Source organism: Vibrio tritonius, assembly GCF_001547935.1.
In the GTDB taxonomy this organism is placed as follows: Bacteria; Pseudomonadota; Gammaproteobacteria; order Enterobacterales; family Vibrionaceae; genus Vibrio; species Vibrio tritonius.
In genome coordinates, this window is the sequence record NZ_AP014635.1 from 489106 (window position 1) to 511391 (window position 22286).

18 protein-coding genes are annotated in these 22286 nt (G+C 46.7%); 15 read left to right on the forward strand and 3 right to left on the reverse strand.

Translation table 11 applies throughout. The features are described 5' to 3' along the window. Positions 1-4 precede the first annotated feature (4 nt). From JCM16456_RS02255 to hypB, 15 genes are all read left to right on the forward strand, one after another. Complete coding sequence (locus JCM16456_RS02255; RefSeq protein WP_068711998.1) at positions 5-1747, forward strand: hydrogenase large subunit; 1743 nt, start codon at positions 5-7, stop codon at positions 1745-1747. 8 nt (positions 1748-1755) lie between these two features. Next, entirely contained in the window at positions 1756-2337 is a 582-nt protein-coding gene (locus JCM16456_RS02260) for a formate hydrogenlyase complex iron-sulfur subunit (RefSeq protein WP_068711999.1), read from the forward strand. Beyond that, positions 2334-3149, forward strand: coding sequence for an NADH-quinone oxidoreductase subunit B family protein (locus JCM16456_RS02265; protein WP_068712000.1), 816 nt, complete (start codon positions 2334-2336; stop codon positions 3147-3149). Before JCM16456_RS02260 ends, JCM16456_RS02265 begins: the two co-directional genes overlap by 4 nt. Continuing rightward, positions 3136-3570, forward strand: a complete 435-nt coding sequence (locus JCM16456_RS02270; RefSeq protein WP_068712001.1) for a formate hydrogenlyase maturation HycH family protein — start codon at positions 3136-3138, stop codon at positions 3568-3570. Before JCM16456_RS02265 ends, JCM16456_RS02270 begins: the two co-directional genes overlap by 14 nt. Further along, positions 3567-4025: a hydrogenase maturation peptidase HycI gene (hycI, locus tag JCM16456_RS02275; RefSeq protein WP_068712004.1), complete on the forward strand. Its 459-nt coding sequence runs from the start codon at positions 3567-3569 to the stop codon at positions 4023-4025. Before JCM16456_RS02270 ends, hycI begins: the two co-directional genes overlap by 4 nt. A gap of 233 nt (positions 4026-4258) precedes the next feature. Then, positions 4259-4807, forward strand: a complete 549-nt coding sequence (locus JCM16456_RS02280) for a 4Fe-4S dicluster domain-containing protein (RefSeq protein ID WP_068712006.1) — start codon at positions 4259-4261, stop codon at positions 4805-4807. Positions 4808-4822: 15 nt separating this feature from the next. Next, positions 4823-6967: a formate dehydrogenase subunit alpha gene (fdhF, locus tag JCM16456_RS02285; protein ID WP_068712008.1), complete on the forward strand. Its 2145-nt coding sequence runs from the start codon at positions 4823-4825 to the stop codon at positions 6965-6967. Positions 6968-7109: 142 nt separating this feature from the next. Continuing rightward, positions 7110-9131 carry a sigma 54-interacting transcriptional regulator gene (locus JCM16456_RS02290; RefSeq protein WP_231894414.1) on the forward strand — a complete coding sequence of 674 codons (2022 nt, stop codon included), beginning with the start codon at positions 7110-7112 and terminating at the stop codon, positions 9129-9131. Between the two features lie 21 nt (positions 9132-9152). Then, positions 9153-9977 carry a formate dehydrogenase accessory sulfurtransferase FdhD gene (gene fdhD / locus JCM16456_RS02295; RefSeq protein ID WP_068712012.1) on the forward strand — a complete coding sequence of 275 codons (825 nt, stop codon included), beginning with the start codon at positions 9153-9155 and terminating at the stop codon, positions 9975-9977. A 333-nt stretch (positions 9978-10310) separates the two neighbouring features. Next, positions 10311-12779: a carbamoyltransferase HypF gene (hypF, locus tag JCM16456_RS02300; protein WP_068712017.1), complete on the forward strand. Its 2469-nt coding sequence runs from the start codon at positions 10311-10313 to the stop codon at positions 12777-12779. A gap of 36 nt (positions 12780-12815) precedes the next feature. Beyond that, positions 12816-13070: a HypC/HybG/HupF family hydrogenase formation chaperone gene (locus JCM16456_RS02305; protein WP_068712019.1), complete on the forward strand. Its 255-nt coding sequence runs from the start codon at positions 12816-12818 to the stop codon at positions 13068-13070. Then, positions 13067-14200: a hydrogenase formation protein HypD gene (gene hypD, locus JCM16456_RS02310; RefSeq protein WP_068712020.1), complete on the forward strand. Its 1134-nt coding sequence runs from the start codon at positions 13067-13069 to the stop codon at positions 14198-14200. Before JCM16456_RS02305 ends, hypD begins: the two co-directional genes overlap by 4 nt. Then, positions 14197-15195, forward strand: a complete 999-nt coding sequence (gene hypE / locus JCM16456_RS02315; RefSeq protein ID WP_068712021.1) for a hydrogenase expression/formation protein HypE — start codon at positions 14197-14199, stop codon at positions 15193-15195. The genes hypD and hypE overlap by 4 nt, the downstream gene beginning before the upstream one ends. Positions 15196-15204: 9 nt before the next feature. Continuing rightward, positions 15205-15546: a hydrogenase maturation nickel metallochaperone HypA gene (gene hypA / locus JCM16456_RS02320; protein WP_068712022.1), complete on the forward strand. Its 342-nt coding sequence runs from the start codon at positions 15205-15207 to the stop codon at positions 15544-15546. A gap of 2 nt (positions 15547-15548) precedes the next feature. Then, positions 15549-16700 carry a hydrogenase nickel incorporation protein HypB gene (hypB, locus tag JCM16456_RS02325; protein ID WP_068712025.1) on the forward strand — a complete coding sequence of 384 codons (1152 nt, stop codon included), beginning with the start codon at positions 15549-15551 and terminating at the stop codon, positions 16698-16700. Positions 16701-16810: 110 nt separating this feature from the next. Here hypB and JCM16456_RS02330 read toward each other — a convergent pair whose 3' ends face one another. The 3 genes from JCM16456_RS02330 to JCM16456_RS02340 form a co-directional block, all read right to left on the reverse strand. After that, positions 16811-18565 carry a lysophospholipid acyltransferase family protein gene (locus JCM16456_RS02330; protein ID WP_068712026.1) on the reverse strand — a complete coding sequence of 585 codons (1755 nt, stop codon included), beginning with the start codon at positions 18563-18565 and terminating at the stop codon, positions 16811-16813. Positions 18566-18729: 164 nt separating this feature from the next. Further along, complete coding sequence (locus tag JCM16456_RS02335) at positions 18730-20121, reverse strand: NAD-dependent succinate-semialdehyde dehydrogenase (protein ID WP_068712027.1); 1392 nt, start codon at positions 20119-20121, stop codon at positions 18730-18732. A gap of 489 nt (positions 20122-20610) precedes the next feature. Beyond that, positions 20611-22077 carry a leucyl aminopeptidase gene (locus tag JCM16456_RS02340; protein WP_068712030.1) on the reverse strand — a complete coding sequence of 489 codons (1467 nt, stop codon included), beginning with the start codon at positions 22075-22077 and terminating at the stop codon, positions 20611-20613. Positions 22078-22286: the final 209 nt, after the last annotated feature.

The window sequence follows — 22286 nt, forward strand, 5'->3', positions numbered from 1 at the left end:
TCGAATGGATATGAAAACGAAAGATTACTCGCAACGTCAGCTCGGAAAACAGTACGTTGATGGGGTACGTCATCTATTCCCAGCCGCCATTCTTGAAGAAGAGTGGCAAGCAGAAAACCAAGTAACGATTACAGTCAAAATGACCGCCTTGGTCGATGTGATGAAATGGCTTTACTACGATCAAAATGGTTGGTTGTCCGTTAGCTTTGGTAACGACGAACGCAGTATCAACGGTCACTTTGCGGTGTATCACGCCCTTTCAATGGAAGGTGACGTGAAAAGCTGGGTGGTCGTGAAAGTGCTGGTGGATGCGAGCAGTGAAGAGTTTATCTCTATCACACCGCACATTCCTGCCGCGGTATGGGGCGAGCGTGAAATTCGCGACATGTTTGGTTTGCGCCCTGTTGGCCTACCTGACGAACGCCGTTTGGTGCTACCTGATGACTGGCCAGAAAATCTGCACCCACTGCGCAAAGACGCAATGGACTATCGTCAACGTCCAGAGCCAACCACCGATACTGAGAACTACCCGTTCTTAAATGAAATTGGTGACGATTCAAACCGCATTGTACCAGTTGGTCCATTGCACATTACCTCCGATGAACCAGGTCACTTCCGTCTGTTCGTGGATGGGGAAGATATCGTCGATGCAGACTACCGCATGTTCTATGTACACCGTGGTATGGAAAAACTGGCTGAAACGCGCATGGGTTACCATGAAGTGGGTTTCTTGGCTGACCGCGTGTGTGGTATCTGCGGCTTCACTCACAGTGTGGGTTACAACAACTCAGTAGAAACTGCGCTGCAAATTGATGTGCCTGAACGCGCCCAAATGATTCGTACCGTATTGCTGGAAGTAGAACGCCTGCACAGTCACTTACTTAATATCGGTTTATCTAGCCACTTTGTTGGGTTCGATACTGGCTTCATGCAGTTCTTCCGTGTGCGTGAAAAAACCATGGAATTGGCTGAAATTCTAACAGGTGCGCGTAAAACCTACGGCATGAACCTAATTGGTGGTGTGCGTCGCGACATCCTTAAAGAGCAACGCCAAAAAGGCATTGCTTTGGTTCGTGAAGCGCGAAAAACCTTTAGTGAATTAGTCGATATGCTCCTTGCTACACCAAACATCGATAGCCGTTTGTGTGGTGTGGGTGTATTAGCGAAAGACATTGCTCGTGATTTTAGCCCAGTAGGCCCAATGATTCGTGGTAGTGGCTTTGCTCGTGATGCTCGTGTTGTGCATGGTGCTCACCTTGAAGCTTACTCACAAGTGCCTATAGAACTGCAACACCTTGATACCGGTGACGTACAGGCGCGTGTTTTGGTGCGTGTTCGTGAAGTATTCAATTCATTAAACATCATTGAATTTGGTTTGGATCACTTACCACCGGGCGCGATTTTGACTGAAGGCTTTACTTACGTACCGCACAAATTTGCGTTGGGGTATACCGAAGCTCCTCGTGGTGAAAACGTACATTGGAGTATGACGGGTGATAACCAGAAAGTGTTCCGTTGGCGTTGCCGTGCGGCGACTTATGCAAACTGGCCAACATTGCGTTACATGCTGCGTGGTAACACAGTGGCCGATGCACCGTTGATCATTGGTAGTTTGGACCCTTGTTACTCTTGTACTGACCGCGTCACCATCGTCGACACCAAGAAAAAACGCAGTCAAACCATTCCATATAAAGCGATTGAGCAATACAGCGTGAACCGTAAAAACTCACCGCTCAAAGCGTGGTAGGGAACATCATGATCAAGTTACTTAAAACCATCTTAAAAGCAGGGGATGTCACTGAAAAATATCCCTTTGCCCCGTTCGAAGTGGCTCCGGATTTTCGTGGTAAACCTGAGCTCAATGCTAGCCAGTGTATCTCTTGTGGCGCGTGTACACGCGCCTGTCCTGCTAACGCATTGATCATGGAAACCGATGAAGCCAAAGGCAGCCGTCGTTGGGAGCTTTCCTTGGCTCGCTGTATTTACTGCGGCCGTTGTGAAGAAGTGTGTCCAACACACGCCATCGAGCTAACGCCACAGTTTGAATTGGCGGTAACCAATAAAGCTGATTTGTATGAAAGTGCTGAGTTCAAACTGGCGAAATGTACCTGCTGTGATCGCCCATTTGTGGCAAAAAAACTGCTCAATTACGTGATTGATACCTTGGAACAATCTGGGTTAACAGGTGAGCATTTAGTGATGCGTCGCGTGCAGTTGGAAACGTGTCCTGAATGTCGTCGTAAAGCCAATATGCTGGATGGTGAAAGCATTGCTCACCAACGCTTTATTGCCACTCCTGCAGAAATCGCACAGCGTCAAGAGAAGGAAGAAGCATGAAAGGCATAAAACAGTTATCAGGCATCAACCATACTCAGACAGTGCCTATTCCACTTTCTCCTGAACATGAAAAACTCAAACAGGTGTTGATTAAAGAGATCAAACGCTCTGCTTATGTGTATCGTGTTGACTGCGGTGGTTGTAACGGCTGTGAAATCGAAATTTTTGCTGCAACTACACCTGTTTACGATACCGAACGCTTTGGTATCAAAGTCGTCGCGTCACCTCGTCATGCCGACATCTTATTATTCACTGGCGCAGTCACTCGTGCGATGCGTGCACCGGCAATACGCGCTTATGAAGCGGCTCCTGATCCTAAAATTGTGGTCTCTTACGGCGCATGTGGTTGTGATGGCGGCATTTTCCACGATCTTTACTGTGTGTGGGGTGGCACTGACAAAATCGTTCCTGTTGACGTTTATATCCCAGGCTGTCCTCCAACACCTGCTGCAACCCTGTATGGTTTTGCGGTTGCCTTGGGTCTGCTTGAGCAAAAAATGCATAGCAAAGAGCACCAAGCTGACAAAGAACCGGCCACGTTGCGTCATACCGGTATTCCTTTAGATATTCGCGTGATGATTGAGCGTGAAGCACGTGTGTTAGCTGGCTATCGTGCTGGTAAACGAATCTCCAATGAACTGATGGATGTGCTTGAAGCGAGTGATGCTAATACGGTTGATCAGAATGTGAAAGCGTATCTTGATGAACATGCCGATCCCCGTTTGACCGAAATCGTAAACACCTTGATGCGCGGTGTGATGATGCAGTTAACCGGTGGCGAGCCTCAAGGAGCGTGTCATGGATGTCGCTGAGTCTCGCCATTTAAACGGAGAAGTCTATTTTTATCGTCTAACTCGCAAGTTTGTCGATGAGAAAGATGACATCCCTCAATCTGCCAAACAGGTGATGTATTACACCTTAGCCATCGGTCACCACTTGGGGATTGTCGATTGCTTAAGTGCTGCCATGACCTGCAGTGGCACAGAATATTTGGACTGGATTTCAGCGTTAGACCCTGAAAGCGAAGCGTATCGCAAAATGAAAGGGTTTCTTATGTTCGGGGAAATCACCGTGTTCCCCGAACACATCAATATGTTGGCATTGGCGTTTGACCGAATCGACCAAGCGCAACAAAGCGTTAAAAGTCGTGAACTCACCAAGGGTTTTATTGAAGTGTTAACGGCAATCTATCACGAACCCAATATGTATTTGATGATTCGAGGTGGACAATGAGCCAACAGATTTTACTCACCGTCGGTAACTACATGATGGGGGATGATGCTGCTGGCCCTTTGTTGGCGAAGCTATGTCGTGAAAACCCTCTTGGTGCATGGGATGTGTTGGATGGTGGCACCATGCCAGAAGACACCTTGCATTTGATTCGTCGGGCGCAGCCACAACGAGTCGTGGTGGTCGATGCGGCCGATTTCGGCGAGCAAGTTGGTGAAATTCGCGTGATTGAGCAAGAAACCAGTGCCGACATGTTTTTGGTTTCTACTCACAGTCTGCCTCTCAATTTCTTACTCAATGAACTAAAAACCTTTGTTCCGGAAGTGACCTTTATTGGTATTCAGCCAGAACAAGTTGGATTTTCTTACCCCATGACTCCGGCGGTAAGAAAAGCTGTCGAACATCTCTACCAGTGTTTACCTAACTGGGAAGGTGACGGCGGTTTTGCTCATTGCTAGTTCTGCTAGCTCGTCACTAGTGTCATTGGTGTTCGTCACTAATGTCGACTGACGAGATAGAGAGCTGTAATGACAGTGTTATTAAACGATATTTATCGTGAGCTATGTTTAAAAATAAATATAAAACAGTGAGTTATTTTGTCTTTTTACTCAACTGAAAGATTGGCACGTCTCGTGCTTAATAGGCATTAGAGTTTTTTAACTCTGGTGTACCGACACTAGAAGGATATCGCATGAATCGTTTTGTCTTTGCAGACGCCACTAAATGTATTGGTTGTCGAACTTGTGAAGTAGCGTGCGCGATTTCTCACCAAGAAGGATGTTCAGGCACGCTGCAGAATGCTGAGAGTTTTGTCCCTCGCCTGCAGTTGGTGAAAAATGCGCAGGTTACCACTCCTGTCATGTGTCGTCAGTGTGACGACGCTCCTTGTGCTCAAGTTTGTCCTAACAACGCCATCGTCCATGAAGATGGTTTTGTTAAGGTGATTCAATCTCGCTGCATTGGTTGTAAAACCTGCGCTGTTGCTTGCCCATTTGGCGCAATGGCGGTTGTAACCTCAATGGTAGAAGAAAATCACGGTGCTGCGGCTTTATTCAGCCGTAAAGTGCCTAAATCACAGGCGATTAAATGTGATTTATGTTCTCACCGTGAAAATGGTCCGGCTTGTGTAGAAGTTTGCCCAACTGGTGCTATCAGTATGATTAATTCTGATGAACTTCAACAAACCAGTCAGCAAAAACGCGAAGAAGCGGCCACTCGCGCTGCTGGTATCACTGTCTGATTTAAGAAGGTTAATATGAAAAAATCCATTGCTGTTTGCCCTTACTGTGGCACTGGGTGCAAACTGAATTTACTTGTTGAAAACGACAAGGTTGTTGGTGCAGAACCTGCTATGGGTCGTACTAACGAAGGTAACCTATGTTTGAAAGGTTACTATGGTTGGGACTTCTTAAATGACACCAACCTTTTGACTCCACGTCTAAAACACCCAATGATTCGCCGTACTCGTGACTCAAAACTTGAAGCGGTTTCTTGGGATGAAGCGTTAGATTTCGCTGTTGAACGTTTAACGGCAATTAAAGAAAAATACGGCGCTGATTCTATCATGACTACAGGTTCTGCTCGTGGTCCTGGTAACGAAGCAAACTATGTGATGCAAAAATTTGCTCGTGCGGTTATTGGTACTAACAACGTCGACCACTGTGCGCGTGTTTGTCACGCTCCATCTGTATCAGGTCTAGAATCCACCGTAGGTAACGGTGCGATGAGTAACTCAATCAACGAAATTGCAGAATCTAAATGTTTGCTGTTCTTTGGTTATAACGTCGCGGATTCTCACCCTGTTATCGCGCGTCAAGTTTTCAAAGCGAAAGCCAATGGCGCGAAAGTGATCGTGTGTGACCCGCGTAAAATCGAATCCGTTCGTATCGCTGACCAATGGGTTCCATTGAAAAATGGTTCTAACATGGCGGTGGTTAACGCGATTGCTTACACCTTGATTGATGAAAACCTTTACGATGTAGATTACGTGCAACGTTACACTGAAGGTTTTGAAGAATTCCGTAAAACCGTGATGAACTACTGTCCTGAAGAAGTAGAACACATCACTGGTGTACGTGGTGAAGAGATTCGTCAAGCGGCTCGCACTTACGCAAATGCCTCTGAATCTATGATTCTATGGGGTATGGGTGTAACCCAATTTGGTCAAGCAGTGGACGTAGTTCGCGGTTTGGCTGGTCTTGCTATGATGACCGGTAACTTTGGTCGTCGCGGTGTGGGCGTAGGTCCAGTACGTGGTCAAAACAACGTACAAGGGACTTGTGATATGGGCATGTTGCCTCATCAATACCCTGGTTACCAACCTGTTACTGATGATACAATTCGTGAAAAATTCGAAAAAGCATGGGGTGTGAAACTGTCTCACAAACCGGGCTACCGCATTACTGAAGTAGGTCATAAAGTGGCTGAAGGCGTATGTAAGGCTTACTACATCTTCGGTGAAGACCCTGCTCAAACTGAAGCTGACTTAGCACAAATGCGTAAAACATTGAGCGATCTTGAATTGGTTATCGTCCAAGATATCTTTATGACTAAAACTGCAGAACGTGCCGACATTATCTTCCCATCCACCAGTTGGGGTGAGCACGAAGGCGTTTACTCAAGTGCTGACCGCGGTTTCCAACGCTTCTACAAAGCAGTGACTCCGCCACCAGATGTGAAACCAGACTGGGAAATCTTCAGCCTATTGGCAACTCGCATGGGTTACCCAATGCACTTTAATAACACTGAAGAAATCTGGGACGAAATGCGTCACCTATGCCCTCTGTATGAAGGTGCAACCTACGAAAAAATGGCTGGCCTTAAAGGCGTGCAATGGCCATGTGTCGATGAAGCAGACCCTGGTACTCCTTATCTATTTGAAGGTAATAAATTCTCTATGCCTTCAGGTAAAGGTAAATTCTTGGGTGCTGAATGGCGTGCTCCTGTTGAACAACCTGATGCGGATTACCCATTGGTGCTTTCAACTGTCCGTGAAGTGGGCCACTACTCTTGCCGTTCTATGACTGGTAACTGTACTGCACTAACCACCTTGGCTGATGAACCTGGATTTGCACAAATCAACCCTGAAGATGCGACTAAATATGGCATCAAAGATCAGCAACTGATCTGGGTTTCATCTCGTCGCGGTAAAGTGATTACTCGTGCGAATGTGAACCCTCGTGTGAATAAAGGTGCTATTTACATGACTTACCAATGGTGGGTAGGTGCTTGTAACGAGCTAACTATCGAACGTGTCGACCCAATTTCAAGCACACCTGAATATAAATATTGTGCAGTGAAAGTGGAAGCGATCGAAGATACCGCGTGGGCTGAAAATTACGTGAAAACTGAATACAGTAATATGAAAGCTCGCCTAAGATCACACGTTGAACAGGCATAATTAAGATTTTAGTAAATTAAGTTCCTGATAATTTAGGATCTTAGTGAATTAAGATCAAAGAAGGCTCTTTTAGTATGCGGTATTATACGTGCAACTAAAGAGCCTTTTTATTAATGCCATGAATCAAATAGCCCAAGAATTAATGATATTCTCCAAGGCAATGTTATCGATTAACGATACCGCTGACTTGTTGATATTTCTTAACAGTGAAGAGTGTGCTTTTTTACAAGTAGATAAGATCAACATCATATTGCGTTGTGGTCAATCTGATGAATCTGTTCTTTATTATGTAGATGAGCAAAATCGCGTTCATCGCGAAGCTTTTTACCATCAGGAATACGATTTATACAGTATGCCTTATGATGATGGCTTATATAATTTAGATGGCGTTAGTTTTTATTATTCCCACCCGCACTTCGCTGAGCATCCTGCCTATTCCGATATTCATCATTATTGCAAAATCCCGCTTAAATCAATGAACCAACAAATCGGTTTTATTGAGTTTATTAACCCCCAAGTGGATGAGCTGGAAGATGGAGAGCGTCAGTTTCGTTTACAAAACAGCATGATAGTGTCCTTTGTTACTCATGTTCTTGATCATGAGTTAACCAGTTCCATGACGAAACAGATCAGTCACGAGCGGGACAATTATCATATCTTGGTTGATGTCACCAATGCGGTGATCAGCCAAAGCAATAAAGAAATGCTATTGAGTTCTTTGCAGCAGTGTATCTATCAGCATTTTTCGGTGACGGATCTCGCTCTTATCGATATCAATCAAGGACTTTATACGCAAAGTACCAGTCGGATGGCGGATGGTCAGGTGTATCAACAAAGCCATTTCTTTACCGATGATTCCGCCTTTCTCGCCGCAGTAAACAAAAATGAAGTGGTCTATTTGGATAAGAAGCTTCTTGCCAAAATGGAAGACCAAAAAAATACCCTACAGTTTGCCGATGATATCACCCAAATTATTGTGATGCCGTTGATTTTCCGTCGCATGAAAGTGGGCTACATCGCTTATATGATGCGTCAGGACAAACAGATGCAAAGCATGGATATTGATACCTTGCAGCAAGTGGCGGCGCGAGTGGCATTAGCGATGCACAGTGTTAATGTGCACGAAGCGCACACCAAAATGATGCCGAAAAGTGAATATGTATCGATTGAAGATAGCTATGATAAGCATCTGATTTTTGATGATATTATTAGTCAAAGCGAATCAATGAATAAGGTGCTCGACCAAGTGGCGATGGTGGCCGATTGCGACAGTACCGTGATGATTTTGGGTGAAACGGGCACCGGGAAAGAGCTGATTGCACGAGCGATTCATAAGATGAGTCGGCGTAGTCAGAAACGCATGGTGAAAATGAACTGTGCAGCGGTGCCAGAAGGGTTGTTTGAAAGTGAACTGTTTGGTCACGAAAAAGGGGCATTTACTGGCGCGATCAGCAGTCGAGTCGGACGATTTGAGCAAGCCAATAACGGCACTTTGTTCTTAGATGAAATTGGTGATATGCCGATTGAATTGCAACCTAAGTTGTTGCGTGCACTACAAGAAAGTGAAATTGAACGGGTGGGTAAAAACCAACTGATTCCCGTTGATGTGCGCATTTTGGTTGCCACCAATGCCGATTTGCTCTCCATGGTGCAGGAGAAAACTTTCCGTAGCGATCTTTATTATCGCCTCAATATTTTCCCAATTCAGATCCCGCCACTGCGTGAGCGTCCCGAAGATATTCCTTTGTTAGTCAAACACTTCACGCGCACTATCTCGAAAAAAATGGGCAAGAACATTTCGGCGGTTGCGAACAGTTCAATGCGCGCGCTAAGTGCATTTAGTTGGCCGGGAAATGTCCGCCAACTGCGTAATTTTATTGAACGTTCCGTGATCTTAACTCGTGGTGATGTCCTTAATGTGCCTGTTGAAGAGCTGCTTAGCCTCGGACTCGATTTAGATGATGTTGATGATGAGCAAGACAGTAACACCAAATCCAATAACGATATGGATCGCGATGTGATAATTCAGACATTGCGCGACTGTAATGGTATCGTAGCTGGCGCTCGTGGGGCTGCGGCTAAGTTGGGTTTGAAACGAACTACGTTGCTTTCTCGTATGCAGAAAATGGGTATCAGTAGCAAAGATTATTTGCCAGAAGTGTAAGGCAAACAGAAGGATACAAAAATGAGTGTTGAGTTGTCACCCGTCGATTTCCCAGCCTATAAAGAGAAATCGATCGTACGTTATGAGCAAGGCAAAGATTGGCAAACCAAACCGGATGCCTTAATTCAAGAGACGCCTGTTGCGATTGAATTTAATGGCGTTGCTTATACGGTGATGATGTGTACTCCGATGGATTTGGAAGAGTTTGCGGTTGGTTTTGCCCTAACTGAAGGCATTATCGACCAAATGAAAGATGTCCATGATGTAGACATTCAACCGCAAGACAATGGTATTACAGTCAACGTTCAGGTAGCCAATCGCTGCGTTGAGCGTTTGAAAGAAAAACGCCGCTCTTTGGCTGGAATGACAGGCTGTGGTATCTGCGGCACAGAAAAATTGGATTCAGTGTGTCGTTATCGTCAGCCGCTACCAAGCTCAGTACGGTTTGATATGGATAAGCTGCAAACTGCCCTCGATAGTCTTTTTGATCACCAAGAACTGAACCAAATGACGGGCTCTTCTCATGCGGCCGCTTACCTTAATCAAGCGGGGGAAATAGAAGCCATTTTTGAAGATGTGGGCCGTCATATTGCTCTGGATAAATTGGTTGGTTGGATTGCTAGAGAGCAAAAACGCCAAGGGGCAATTTTAGTTACCAGTCGCGCCAGTTTTGAAATGGTGCAAAAAGTCGTCGCCAGTGGGGTCGAAATATTATTTGCTGTTTCGGCTGCCACTAATATGGCGGTGGAGATGGCAGAACAACTTAATTTAACCCTGTGCGGCTATTGTCGTCGTGGTCGCGCTAATATTTATTCTCATCCAGAAAGAATTATTGAACTACCATAGTTGGAATGTCATTTTACAAATATAAATAGCACGTAAATTTCGGTGCTTTTTATATTTTTATTTCCATTAATATCCATTTCTTTAGAACAAAAAATAATAATAAACAAGCACGAAAAAATTGTTTGGCTTGGGATTGATTTGAGTCAACTCTCACCTCTGTATATTCCAAATAGGTTCGATAAAATAGGCACCAATTACTTATTGAACTGCTGAGAGTTATTGGTTTATCTAGCCGGAGGTTATCTGATTTTATAATTCATGATTTGAATTAATAATGCAGAATAACATGGTGCAAATGAATTATGGCTTTCGCTTAACCCTCGGAGCTTTTGCATGCTTTCTCGTCGCCTAATAGAGATTAGCGGAGTGGTACAAGGCGTGGGGTTTCGCCCTTTCGTCTACCAGTTAGCTACTCGTCATCAGCTATTAGGTTCGGTTTGCAATGATGCTTCTGGCGTTCATATTGATGTGCAAGGATTGAGCGAGCGTTTAGATCTGTTTATTGCCGAGCTGCATCGGTCTGCGCCGCCGCTTTCTCGGGTTGACCAAATTACCGTCGCTTACCAGAGCCCACATCAGGTCGACGCTTTTACCATTGTGCACAGTGAGCGCGAAAACCAAGTCTCGGTGAGTGTGTCTCCAGATCAAGCCATGTGCGGCGATTGTGCCCGTGAGCTACGCGACCCTCATTCTCGCTACTACCACTATCCCTTTATCAACTGCACCAATTGTGGCCCGCGTTTTTCGATTATCAAGCAGCTGCCATATGACCGTGAATTTACTTCGATGGCCGAGTTTGAGCTCTGTCCTGACTGCGCGCGGGCTTATCACAATCCGTTAGACCGTCGTTACCACGCCCAGCCGGTGAGCTGCGATGTTTGTGGCCCACAAGTGACTTGGCATGCTCCGGCGCATGGTCGATATGACCAAACCCAAACCCAAACCCAAATCAAAACAAAGCAACGAGATTTAGCCATAATCCAAGCTGCAGAGGTGATTGGGCAGGGAGGGGTGATTGCCGTTAAAGGTCTTGGCGGATTTCATTTAGTTTGTGATGGGCAAAATGAAGTGGCAGTGCAGAAGTTACGCGCTTTAAAACACCGACAAAGAAAGCCGTTGGCGGTCATGGTGCGCGATGTTGCCAGCGCCGAGCAATTGGTTTGTGGCGAGCTATTAGAGTGGCAAGCTTTGAGCTCGCAAGCCGCGCCAATTGTATTAATGAAACTGCGTGACGATGCTCAGTCTAAGTGCTTTGCAGTGGCTCCATCGGTTGCACCTCGCATGCGTTATCTTGGGGTGATGCTGCCTTATACGCCTTTGCATCTGCTGCTGTTTGATGAGCTACAAAAATGGCAGACCACCGCCTTGGTGATGACCAGTGCCAATGTCTCTGGTGTGCCGCTAGCGATTGAGATGAGCCAAGTTGTCGAGCAGTTTGGTGGACAACTTGATGGAGTGCTTAATCACAACCGCGAGATAGTAAACGCTTGTGATGATAGCGTGGTTCACTTAGCTGCTGGCGCGATACGAACTTTGCGCATGGCGCGCGGTTACGCTCCTTATAGCCAAGCATGTGAGGGGATTGAACATCCCATTATGGCGGTTGGGGCGCAGCAAAAATCGAGCGTTGCTTTTGCGATTCCTGGCCAGTGGATGCTCTCTCCTTATCTTGGTGATATCGATGATATCGATACCCAGCAGCGCTTTGTCGCAATGACTGACTATTTCCCATCCTTGTACAAAACCACGCCTCAGCAGTGGTGTGGCGACCGTCATCCCGGTTATTTTTCAACGCAGTTTCTTCATCAACAAGCAGGACAGATTCAAGCCCTCTCACACCATTACGCTCACTTGTTGGCGGTGATGGCGGAACATAGCTATACAGATTCTGTGCTGGGTTTTGCTTTTGATGGCACCGGTTGGGGGGACGATGGCACCGTGTGGGGCGGGGAAGTGTTAGTGGCTGATATTCATAGTTATCAGCGTGTAGCGCACCTGAGACCATTTCGTTTGATTGGTCGTGAACAGGCGATTTTCGAGCCAGCCCGAATAGTCTTTGCGATGCTGTTAGAGCAGTTGTCTGTGAGTGAAATAGAAGCCTTGGCGCTACCTCTGTTTCGTTCTTGGTCCCATGACCGATTTATCAACCTTCATCAGTTATGGCTCGCAGAGAAACACTCCCCTTATACCTCATCGATTGGTCGCCTGTTTGATGGGGTTGCTGCGCTGATTGAGCTGGTGATTACACCGGATTTTGAAGGGGAAAGTGGGCTGGTGATGGAGCAGTGTGTAGAGCTTTTGGATCATAGGTGTCCAAATGATCCAAAAGCTGTACGTGTTAATGATGAAAATAGTAAAAATTCATATTTATCAAAGGATAAAGAGTTTTTAGATCATAGGTGTCCAAACCAAGATAAAGCTGTACAAGAGGCTTTGTCCGACCAATGGTCGCTTATTTGGAATGAGCAAAAACAGTTGGATTGGTGGCCAATGCTCGCGTGTTTAGTTCGACATGCCGACGCTGTTACACCGCAGTGGCAAAACCAAGTGAGTCGCAGGCTGATTGATGAGCTTGCGAATGCCATTGTGAGTTTAGCCAATGATTATCCAGAGTTGCCTGTGGTGTTGTCTGGGGGCGTATTTCAAAACCGCCAGTTATTAAATCGTGTGACGGAGCAGCTAAGTGCACAAGGTCACCAATGGATGACGGGCAAAGTGATTCCTGTTAACGATGGTGGCGTTGCTGCCGGCCAACTCTGGTATGGCATTCATCATCAACAAAATTTAGCAATGGAAGGCTGAATAACAAGCCTTCGAGTGACACAAGAGAATAAGACTATGTGTTTATGTATTCCATCCAGTGTCGTGAGTGTGGATAACGACAACGCGACAGCCAAGGTTGAAACCTTAGGCGTCATTCGTGAAGTGAGTATCAGCTTAATTGACGAACCGGTTGAAGTAGGCGAACACCTGCTGATTCATGTTGGTTTTGCGATCAGCAAAATTAACCAACAGGAGGCGGAGGAAAACCTCAAAATGTATCAATCACTGCTGAGCGAGATGGAGCAGGATCATATGCAGGTTATGTTATGAGTAATAGCAGCCAACTCTATGCCGCCTATCGTCAGCCACAAGTGGTACAAGCTCTAGCGGAGAAAATCGCTCTTAAAGCAAGCGAGCTTACACAGCCGTTGTACATCATGGAGGTGTGCGGTGGGCATACCCATACCATCATGAAATATGGCTTAAAACAGCTGCTGCCCGATAATCTCCATTTTGTCCATGGTCCAGGTTGTCCGGTTTGCGTGATGCCAAAAGAGCGTATCGATCAGGCGATTGCTTTGGCAATGACCGATGGGGTTATCTTGGTGTGCCTTGGCGATATGATTCGCGTGCCTGGCTCGAAACTCTCTTTGGCACAATGTCGTGCCAAAGGTGGCAAGGTTGAACCGGTTTACGACCCGATGGATACCCTCAAAATTGCTGAGCAGAATCCGGATAAGAAAGTGGTCTTCTTTGCCATCGGTTTTGAAACCACCACGCCCATGACGGCGGTGTTAGTCGATTTAGCGGAAAAACGTGGCTTAGCCAATCTCTATTTTCATATTAACCATGTACTCGTGCCACCCGCGATGCATGTGGTGATGGCCGACCAACAAACACCGGTCAATGCCTTTATTGGCCCCTCTCATGTGAGCACCATTACGGGGGCAAAAATTTATCAACCGATTGTGGATCAGCACCATATTCCAATTGTGGTCGCAGGGTTTGAACCGGTTGATGTATTGGAGTCGGTATTGATGCTGGTGGAGCAAGCGGTTGAACGTGCTGCACGCCTTGATATTCAGTATAAACGTGTGGTGTCTATGGCAGGGAACATGGCAGCCCAAAAGCTCATCGAGAAGATATTCACAGTGCGCGAATCCTTTAATTGGCGAGGCTTAGGGCCGATTCCTAACTCAGCGCTACGTTTGCGTGATGAATACGCACACCGCGATGCGGAACGGGAATTTAAAGCCATTTTGCCCACTCACTCGGTGGCGGATCATAAAGCGTGTCGCTGCGGCGATATCTTGCGTGGTTTAGCGACCCCAGCCGACTGCAAAGTGTTTGGCAAAGCGTGTACGCCAACTCGGCCTATGGGCAGTTGTATGGTGAGTTCTGAAGGGGCATGTAATGCCTATTATCGTTATGCCGGAATTATGGAGGAAACCCTGTCATGAGTCGTCCACAGCAGGTGCAACTAAGCCACGGTGGTGGCGGACGGGAGATGAATGAGTTCATCCATGAGATTTTCTTTCGTCGTTTTGAAAACCCATTTTTGAAAGCAGAAGATGCGGCAACCTTAACCCTCAATGGTCAAGTGGCGATGACCACCGATAGCTTTACTGTTGAGCCGCTATTTTTTGCTGGTGGCAACATTGGTTCGCTGGCGATTGCGGGAACCACCAACGATTTGGCTATGGTTGCAGCACAGCCTAAATATCTGACTTGTAGCTTTATTCTGGAAGAAGGATTTGCCTTTAGTGAGTTAGAAAAAATCGTCGATACCATGGCGCAGGAGATTGTGCCCACTGGTGCGGTGATCGTGTGTGGCGATACCAAAGTGGTGCCTAAAGGCTGCGCCGACAAAGTGTTTATCAATACCACTGGCGTGGGCGAGATTCTGTTGCCGAACGTATCGGCAAGCCAGCTTCAAGTGGGTGATGTGTTATTGGTATCACGAGATATTGGTCGCCATGGGGCTTGTGTGCTGGCGGCACGTGAATCCCTACGCTTAGAAAGTGAGATTAAAAGTGACTGTGCCACGCTTTGGCCAGTCGTAAGTCAATTGCTCAGCAGCGGCATTACGCCACATGCGATGCGAGATGCCACCCGCGGCGGGTTAGCCGCCGTGCTTAATGAATGGTGTCAAAGCTCCAACGTGCAGATGCGTTTGCAAGAACAAGCGATTCCTGTGGATGCCGCAGTGAAAGGCGTGTGCGAACTCTTTGGTTTTGAACCATATGATTTGGCCAATGAAGGCACCTTTATTATTGCGGTTCCTGCGGAGCAAGCGGCGATGACGCTCGACGTGTTACAAGGTTTTCAGCCGCAAGCGGCCATCATCGGTGAAGTGGTGGCGGGTAGCCCTGCTAAACCTGTGCTGTGCAGCCCATGGGGAAGTAAGCGTTATCTTGATTTCCCAGTTGGGGAATTGCTGCCACGGATTTGTTAGGAGGCAGCCATGCATGAATTATCCATTAGTTTAAAAACGGTCGACATCGTCGTTGAACAGGCGCGTAAGCATCGCGTTAATAAGGTGACGGGGTTAACTTTGAGTATTGGGGCGCTCTCTTGTATCGAACCTGACGCTTTGCGCACAGGGATTGAGTTTGCTAGCCGTGAAACAGTGGCGGAAGGGGCGCAGTTATCGATTGAAATGGTGCCAGCAAGTGGTACGTGTTTGGATTGTGGCAGTCACGTTGATATCAGTAGTCATATGGATGCGTGCCCTAAGTGTAATAGCTACAACATCAGAGTCGAAACGGGTGAAGAACTCCAGATTAAAAATATCGAGGTAGAATAGTAATGTGTACGGTTTGCGGCTGCGGTGACAGCCATGTGGAAGGTCACCATCACGAGCATGACCATGCTCATGAACATTCACACGCCCATGCTCACGAGCACGAACATAGTCACGAGCATGAACATAGTCATGACCACGAGCATTCGCATCAGCACTCTCATGGTCATCATCATGATGAACCACATCACCATGAACATCACGCCAGTGACAATAGCTCATCTCAACCCGTAGTGATTCATCATCACTACTACCACAATGGCGATGTTCACCACCATGTGCATTATCACGTTGGGGAACAAAACCACGGGTATGAGAGTAGTGAACATGCGCACTCTCATCACCATACCCATGAGCACGAACACACGCATGATGAGCCACATCATCATGACCATCAGCATTCTCATCACCATGACCATGAAGGTGTGGTAGCGAGCAATGGCGATCTGCATTTTGGTCAAGGTGAAGCGCAAACCCATGTGGCTGGGGTATCGCAAAAGCAGTTGATTACCCTAGAACAAGACATCTTGGGGAAAAACAATCAGGTCGCTGAACATAACCGCGCGCATTTTATCGAGCAGAATCAATTGGTATTGAATCTGATGTCCAGCCCAGGATCAGGTAAAACCACCTTGCTGACCGAAACGATCGAACAGATCAAACAGAAAGTTGGCTGTGCTGTGATCGAAGGCGATCAGCAAACCAGTAATGATGCGGATCGGATCCGTGCAACTCAAGTGCCTGCTATTCAAGTGAATACCGGTAAAGGATGCCATCTGGATGCAGACATGATTCATCAAGCCTACCATCAGCTAGGGCAGTTAGACCAAGGTGTGCTGTTTATCGAAAACGTCGGTAACTTGGTCTGTCCAGCCAGCTTTGACTTAGGCGAGTTCTGCAAAGTGGTGATCTTGTCTGTTACCGAAGGTGCCGATAAACCGCTTAAATACCCGAATATGTTTGCGGCTTCGCGTTTAATGATCATCAACAAAATCGACCTACTGCCTTATGTTGATTTTGATGTTGAGCAGTGCATTGAAAATGCGAAGAAAGTGAACCCAGAGATCCAGATTCTTAAACTCTCTGCGCGCAGTGGTGAAGGGATGGAAGCATGGACCAGCTGGTTATTGGAACAGCAGCATCAACTCGCTCACTAAGTCTCAATTTGCTGTAAAAAATCACATTGATGTTAAGAATAAAATGGCTACCCGAGGGTAGCCATTGTTGTCTCTGTACTGTTTATTTACGGGAAGTTATTTATGGGAAGTTACTCATGAGAGGCCAAATAGTATTTGGCTTGCTCACTGCCCATGTAGCGCCCTAACGTCCGCTCAGGAACTTGTCTTAAATCGACCACGATTAACCCATCAAGGGCATCGTTAAAGTCGGGGTCGATATTGAAGCTGACTAACTTTCCGTTCAGTCCTAAATATTGACGTAGCAGCACTGGAACACCTTTGCCTTCATCGATGCGGGAAATCACGCGGCTTAGGAGCTGCAAATCCGCAAGTGAGGTCAGTAAGCTCGCGTTCCACTGTGGCTGACCAGAGGTTGGCAGTGGATTGGTTGCGGCTACCAGTTCAGCTTGTTGCTGGTCGTAATAGTGCAAGGTCATGGTATCGGCGAGTAAACGACGCGCCTGCTCGCTGTAGTCGTTACTGATACTCACAGGGCCAAACAGATGGGTGTATTCAGGGTGGCGATAGACATAAGTGGCAATCCCTTTCCAAAGTAACAGCAGCGGTGCCATCGATTTTTGATAACGATGATCAACCACTGAGCGTCCCATCTCGATCGCTTTGCCCATGTTGTCCATAAACTGACGATCGTATTGGAATAGGGTGCTGGAGTAGAGGCTATCGATCCCATCTTTTTGCATTAACTGATCGATTAAACCAAGTCGGTAGGATCCGACGAGTTGATTTAACTCGCGATCCCAAATAAACAGATGGAGGTAATCGCGATCAAATTGATCGATATCGAGGGCCAGTCCGGTGCCTTCACCCACCATACGAAAGTTCTCTTCGCGTACGCGGCCAATTTCCAGCATCATCGAAGGCAGTTTATCTGCGCTCGTGCAGTAAACATCAAACTCGTTATGACTAAGCAGCTTATCCTGAGCGGGTAACAGAGCTATATCGTTAAGTAAATCCTGTACGGGAACACGTTTGGCAATCGGTGCTAAGTTGGTATCTTGGCTGTTTTTATTGCGTTTGGTGCAAGGCACCTGCTGGAGCAGATACGTATTGAGGCGCAGGTAGTTGACCAGCTGCTCATCACACAGCGGATGCACTTCCTTATACGCTATCGCTTCACCGATAGAGATATTGATGGTCGATTGCTTTTTATTGAGTAGCTCACGCCCCAGCATTAAGGTGCGCAGTAACGGGTGAATTTTCCCTGCCATGTAAAAGCGACGAGAGTTATGACCGTCAATATAGACAGGTACGGTCGCCGTTTTGTGTTTTTTCACTAAACGACTTACTGAGTGGCTCCACTCTTTATCTTCAAGGCGACGCTCTTTGCTATTGACTAGTTGTGAGACTTCTCCCGCAGGGAAGATCAGCAACAAACCGCCTTGTTCCAGGTGCTTATGCGCTTTGCGCATCGCGACCAAGTTAGCTTGTGCTGCTTTGGCCGTTTCAAACACATCCACACCGATAAACAGTTCATCGAGTTCAGGAACCGTTTTTAAGTAATGGTTAGCAAGGATTTGCACATCAGAGCGTTTGGCAAGGAGTAGCTCGGCAAGAATAACGCCTTCTACGCAGCCAAGCGGGTGGTTAGCGACCACGACAGTGGCGCCGCTTTCAGGAATTTGATTGAGCGAACCGCGCACAACTTGATAGTCGATATTGAGGATGTCTAAGGTAAAGCGGAGAAATTCTCGGGTATCGCACGCGGCTGGGCGCTGTGCGTAAAACTTATCGAGTTGGCTTAAGCCTGTTGCCCATTCCGCGAACTGTTCTCCCAAACCAAATGGGGTTTTTCGTGGCAACTTAAAAGGGCTATTTGAGAGCATAACAACCTCACACTATGGGTGATCTTGGAACTTATGCTAGAGGTGGTCTATGTCAGTGGCACTGCAAAAACGTGAGAGTTTTGTTGAGCTTTGATGGCAAAATGATGAAGGGCATCGATTGATGCCCTTCCGATTATGGTGAGATAAACGTTCTAACCCTTTGATTAAAATGGTGCGTCGATATCCACAATGTTGATCAGTTTGTGGTTCACAAACTCTTTGATACCTAGGTCAATCAATTCACGGCCAAAGCCGGAGTTGCGCACGCCACCAAACGGTAGATCTGCTTTCACCATCGTTGGGTGGTTAACAAACATCATCCCCGTTGAGACTTGTTGTGCGACGCGTAAGCCACGGTTTTCGTCAGCGGTAAATACAGATCCGCCTAAACCAAATGGGGAGTCGTTCGCAATAGCAATCGCATCGGCTTCATCTTTGGCACGCAAAATCATTGAGACAGGGCCAAAGAACTCCCAGTAGTAAGCTGGGTTATCTGGCGTTAGGTTCGTTAGGATGGTTGGCTGAACAAAAGAGCCTTGCGCTGGCACTTTTGGCCCAACTTCTGTTGCTGTTGCACCATATTTAACAGCTTCGGCGATTTTTTCGCGCACTTCATCGGCAGCGCCTTGTGAAGAGAGCGGTGCTAATGTGGTAGTTGGATCCATTGGGTCGCCGGCTTTCAGCTCAGCCACACCCGCGGTGTATTTACTCAAGAATTCATCGTAAACCGAGTCTTCAATGATCATACGTTTTGAAGAGACACACACCTGACCACCATTCCAGTGACGACCGAAGACCGCCCATTTCACGGTCTTGTCCATCTCTGCATCGTCCAGCACGATGAAGGCATCTGCGCCGCCCAGCTCTAGAGTGGATTTCTTCATTGCTTTACCCGCTTGAGAAGAGACGACTGCACCAGCCCCTTCTGAACCGGTTAGAGCAACACCACAAACGCGAGGATCGTTGATGATGGTTTCAACCTGAGTACGTGTCGCGTATAGGTTTTGGAATGCGCCAGTCGGTAGACCAGCTTCTAACATAATATCGACGAACGCGGCGGCTGCTTGCGGAACGTTAGAGGCGTGTTTAAGCAGTAATGTATTACCTGCAGAAAGCTGAGGCGCCAAGATACGAGCAATTTGGTAGAACGGGAAGTTCCATGGTTCGATAGCGAGCAAAATACCCAGTGGATCGTGAACTACTTTGGCACGCCCTTCGGCAGGATCGGCAACTGGAAGATCGACTGGAGCAAGCAGGCTTTCAGCGTTTTTCACATAGTATTCCATGATCTGTGCTGATAGCTCGACTTCGGCTTCTGCTTCACCAATGATTTTGCCCATTTCTAGGGTGAGAATTTCAGCGTATTGGCGTTTGTTTTTACGCAGTAAGTTCGCTGCGTTTTGCAGAATGTTCGCACGGTGAGCAAATGAGGTTTGTTTCCATGCGAGGAATGCTTCATGAGCCGCATCAAGGGCTTGTTGTACTTCTTGATCGGTAGCGTTGGCGAAGGTTTTAACTAATTCACCGGTATAAGGGTTAACGGTAGAGTAACTCATGGGCTTCTTCCTTTTGCTGATTGTCTATTGATGTTTTTGTAGACAATGTAGTGATGTTATGGCCCTTCACGCTCTGAAGAGCTGACATTTTGTTAGTCACTGGTAAAAATGAACTGACTTCTGCTTGTTATTATTGGATGAAGAATAGGAAGGTCTTGGATTCAATTTGAAGGCTTGACCGGTGCACCAAACTATCTATTTATTTATCTACTTATCTATGTGTGCCCAAGTGATGGGGATTCAGGGGGCGTGTGCTTATGTTTTGTCTACTCATGTTGCATACGCGCTGACACATAAAGCCGGACTTAAAAACAGTCCAAATCGGTTTTGGTTGCTTTGCTTTCTTCACCTCGGTATTTGTTATAAAAGATTCGCTTTTGCTTTACAACTGTTTAACAGTGTTAGTATTTGTGTGTCTTGTAGCATAAGGAATTGGACAATAAAAAAGCAGCTCCGAAGAGCTGCTTTAGGGGATAACATTGCCGAGTGTTATTTTTCGAAATGTTCTTTGACCATGCGATCGAGGAGGCGAACACCGTATCCTGTCGCTCCTTTTGGCTTGTTAGGTTGGCCTTCGCCAGTCCAAGCTGTGCCAGCAATATCAATGTGTACCCATGGGGTATCGTTTTCAATGAAGCGGTAGAGGAATTGCGCTGCAACGCTGGCGCCACCAATGCGTAGTTTGTTGCCGTTGTTACGCATATCAGCGATGGTGCTGTCTAATAGGCGATCAAATTGACCACCCATAGGCAGGCGCCATACTGGCTCTTGTTCTACTTCACCAGCTTGAGTTAATTGTGTGGCAAGTTCGTCATTATTAGAGAAGATGCCTGCAATTTCCTCACCAAGTGCGATCAGAACTGCACCCGTTAGTGTTGCCAAATCAAACATCGCTTTCGGTTTTAGTTGACGTTGGGTGTAGGTTAATAGATCACACAGAACCAAACGACCTTCCGCATCGGTGTTCATCACTTCGATGGTTTGGCCAGACATACTGGTGACTACGTCACTTGGACGTTGTGCTTTGTCACTCGGCATGTTTTCAACTAAACCGAGTACGCCTACAGCGTTGATGTTCGCTTTACGTTTAGCTAGCGCCACCATTAGGCCAGTCACTGTTGCTGCGCCACCCATGTCTTCTTTCATGGTGTTCATTGACGAGTTTGGTTTGAGAGAAAGACCGCCGCTGTCGAAGGTGACACCTTTGCCTAAGAATGCTACTGGCGCTTCATTATCTTCACGACCTTGGTATTTCATTATCACCATCAGGCTTTCAAACGCAGAGCCTTGACCGACACCGAGTAGGGCACCCATACCCAATTCAGCCATTTGTTGGCTGTTGACGACTTCAACGCTCAAACCTTCAATTTCGAGGCCTAAGCAGAAATCGGCAAAAGACTGAGGGTAGATAACATTCGCTGGTTCCCAAATTAAATCGCGAGTGATGTAAATGCCTTCTGCTACTGCGTTTAATGGGGTATGAATTTGTTCTGCCGCGGTAGGGGTTGGTGTCGCAATTGTCACTGACTCAAGCAAACATTTTGCTTGTAGCTCTTGGCGAGTACGGTATTTATCGAAACGGTAATTACTTAATTGCACACCGTAGGCAAATTGTGCAGCTTGCTCATCTTCTTCAGCTAATACGTTAATTGTAGAGAGCTTGAAGGTTTCGATTTGATGAATAATGGTGTCTGCAGCTTGTTGAACTTCAAGGGCGCTGTTGCCCCCAACGCCAAGCAGCAGAATGCGATCAAGTTTAGTGTTGTTCGGCGCAACAAGGTTAATTAACTCGCCTTGTTTACCTGTAAACCCTTCTACACGCATCGATTTGGTGAGAGCACCGTGGGTTTGGTCATCTAGTGTTTGACCAAGCGAAGAAAGAGGCGCGTTTTCTTTCACTAAAACGATCAGTTGGCCTGATTCTGGTAGTGAGGTTGGTGTAAATTGAATTTTCATCTGTGAGCGATCCTTACTAAATCTTAGAGCCCGATGGCGAGCCTGTTCCTTTATCCACTGGAATTCCCTTTTAGAATGAAAACAAGGGGAGGAATGACCGGTCAATCCGAACTCGGCTTTATTATGTATATGTATGCACGACAAGAAGCTTGGCTATTTTTACTGAGAGTAGGGCATTCGATAAGATGGTTGTTACCAAGATATGGTGC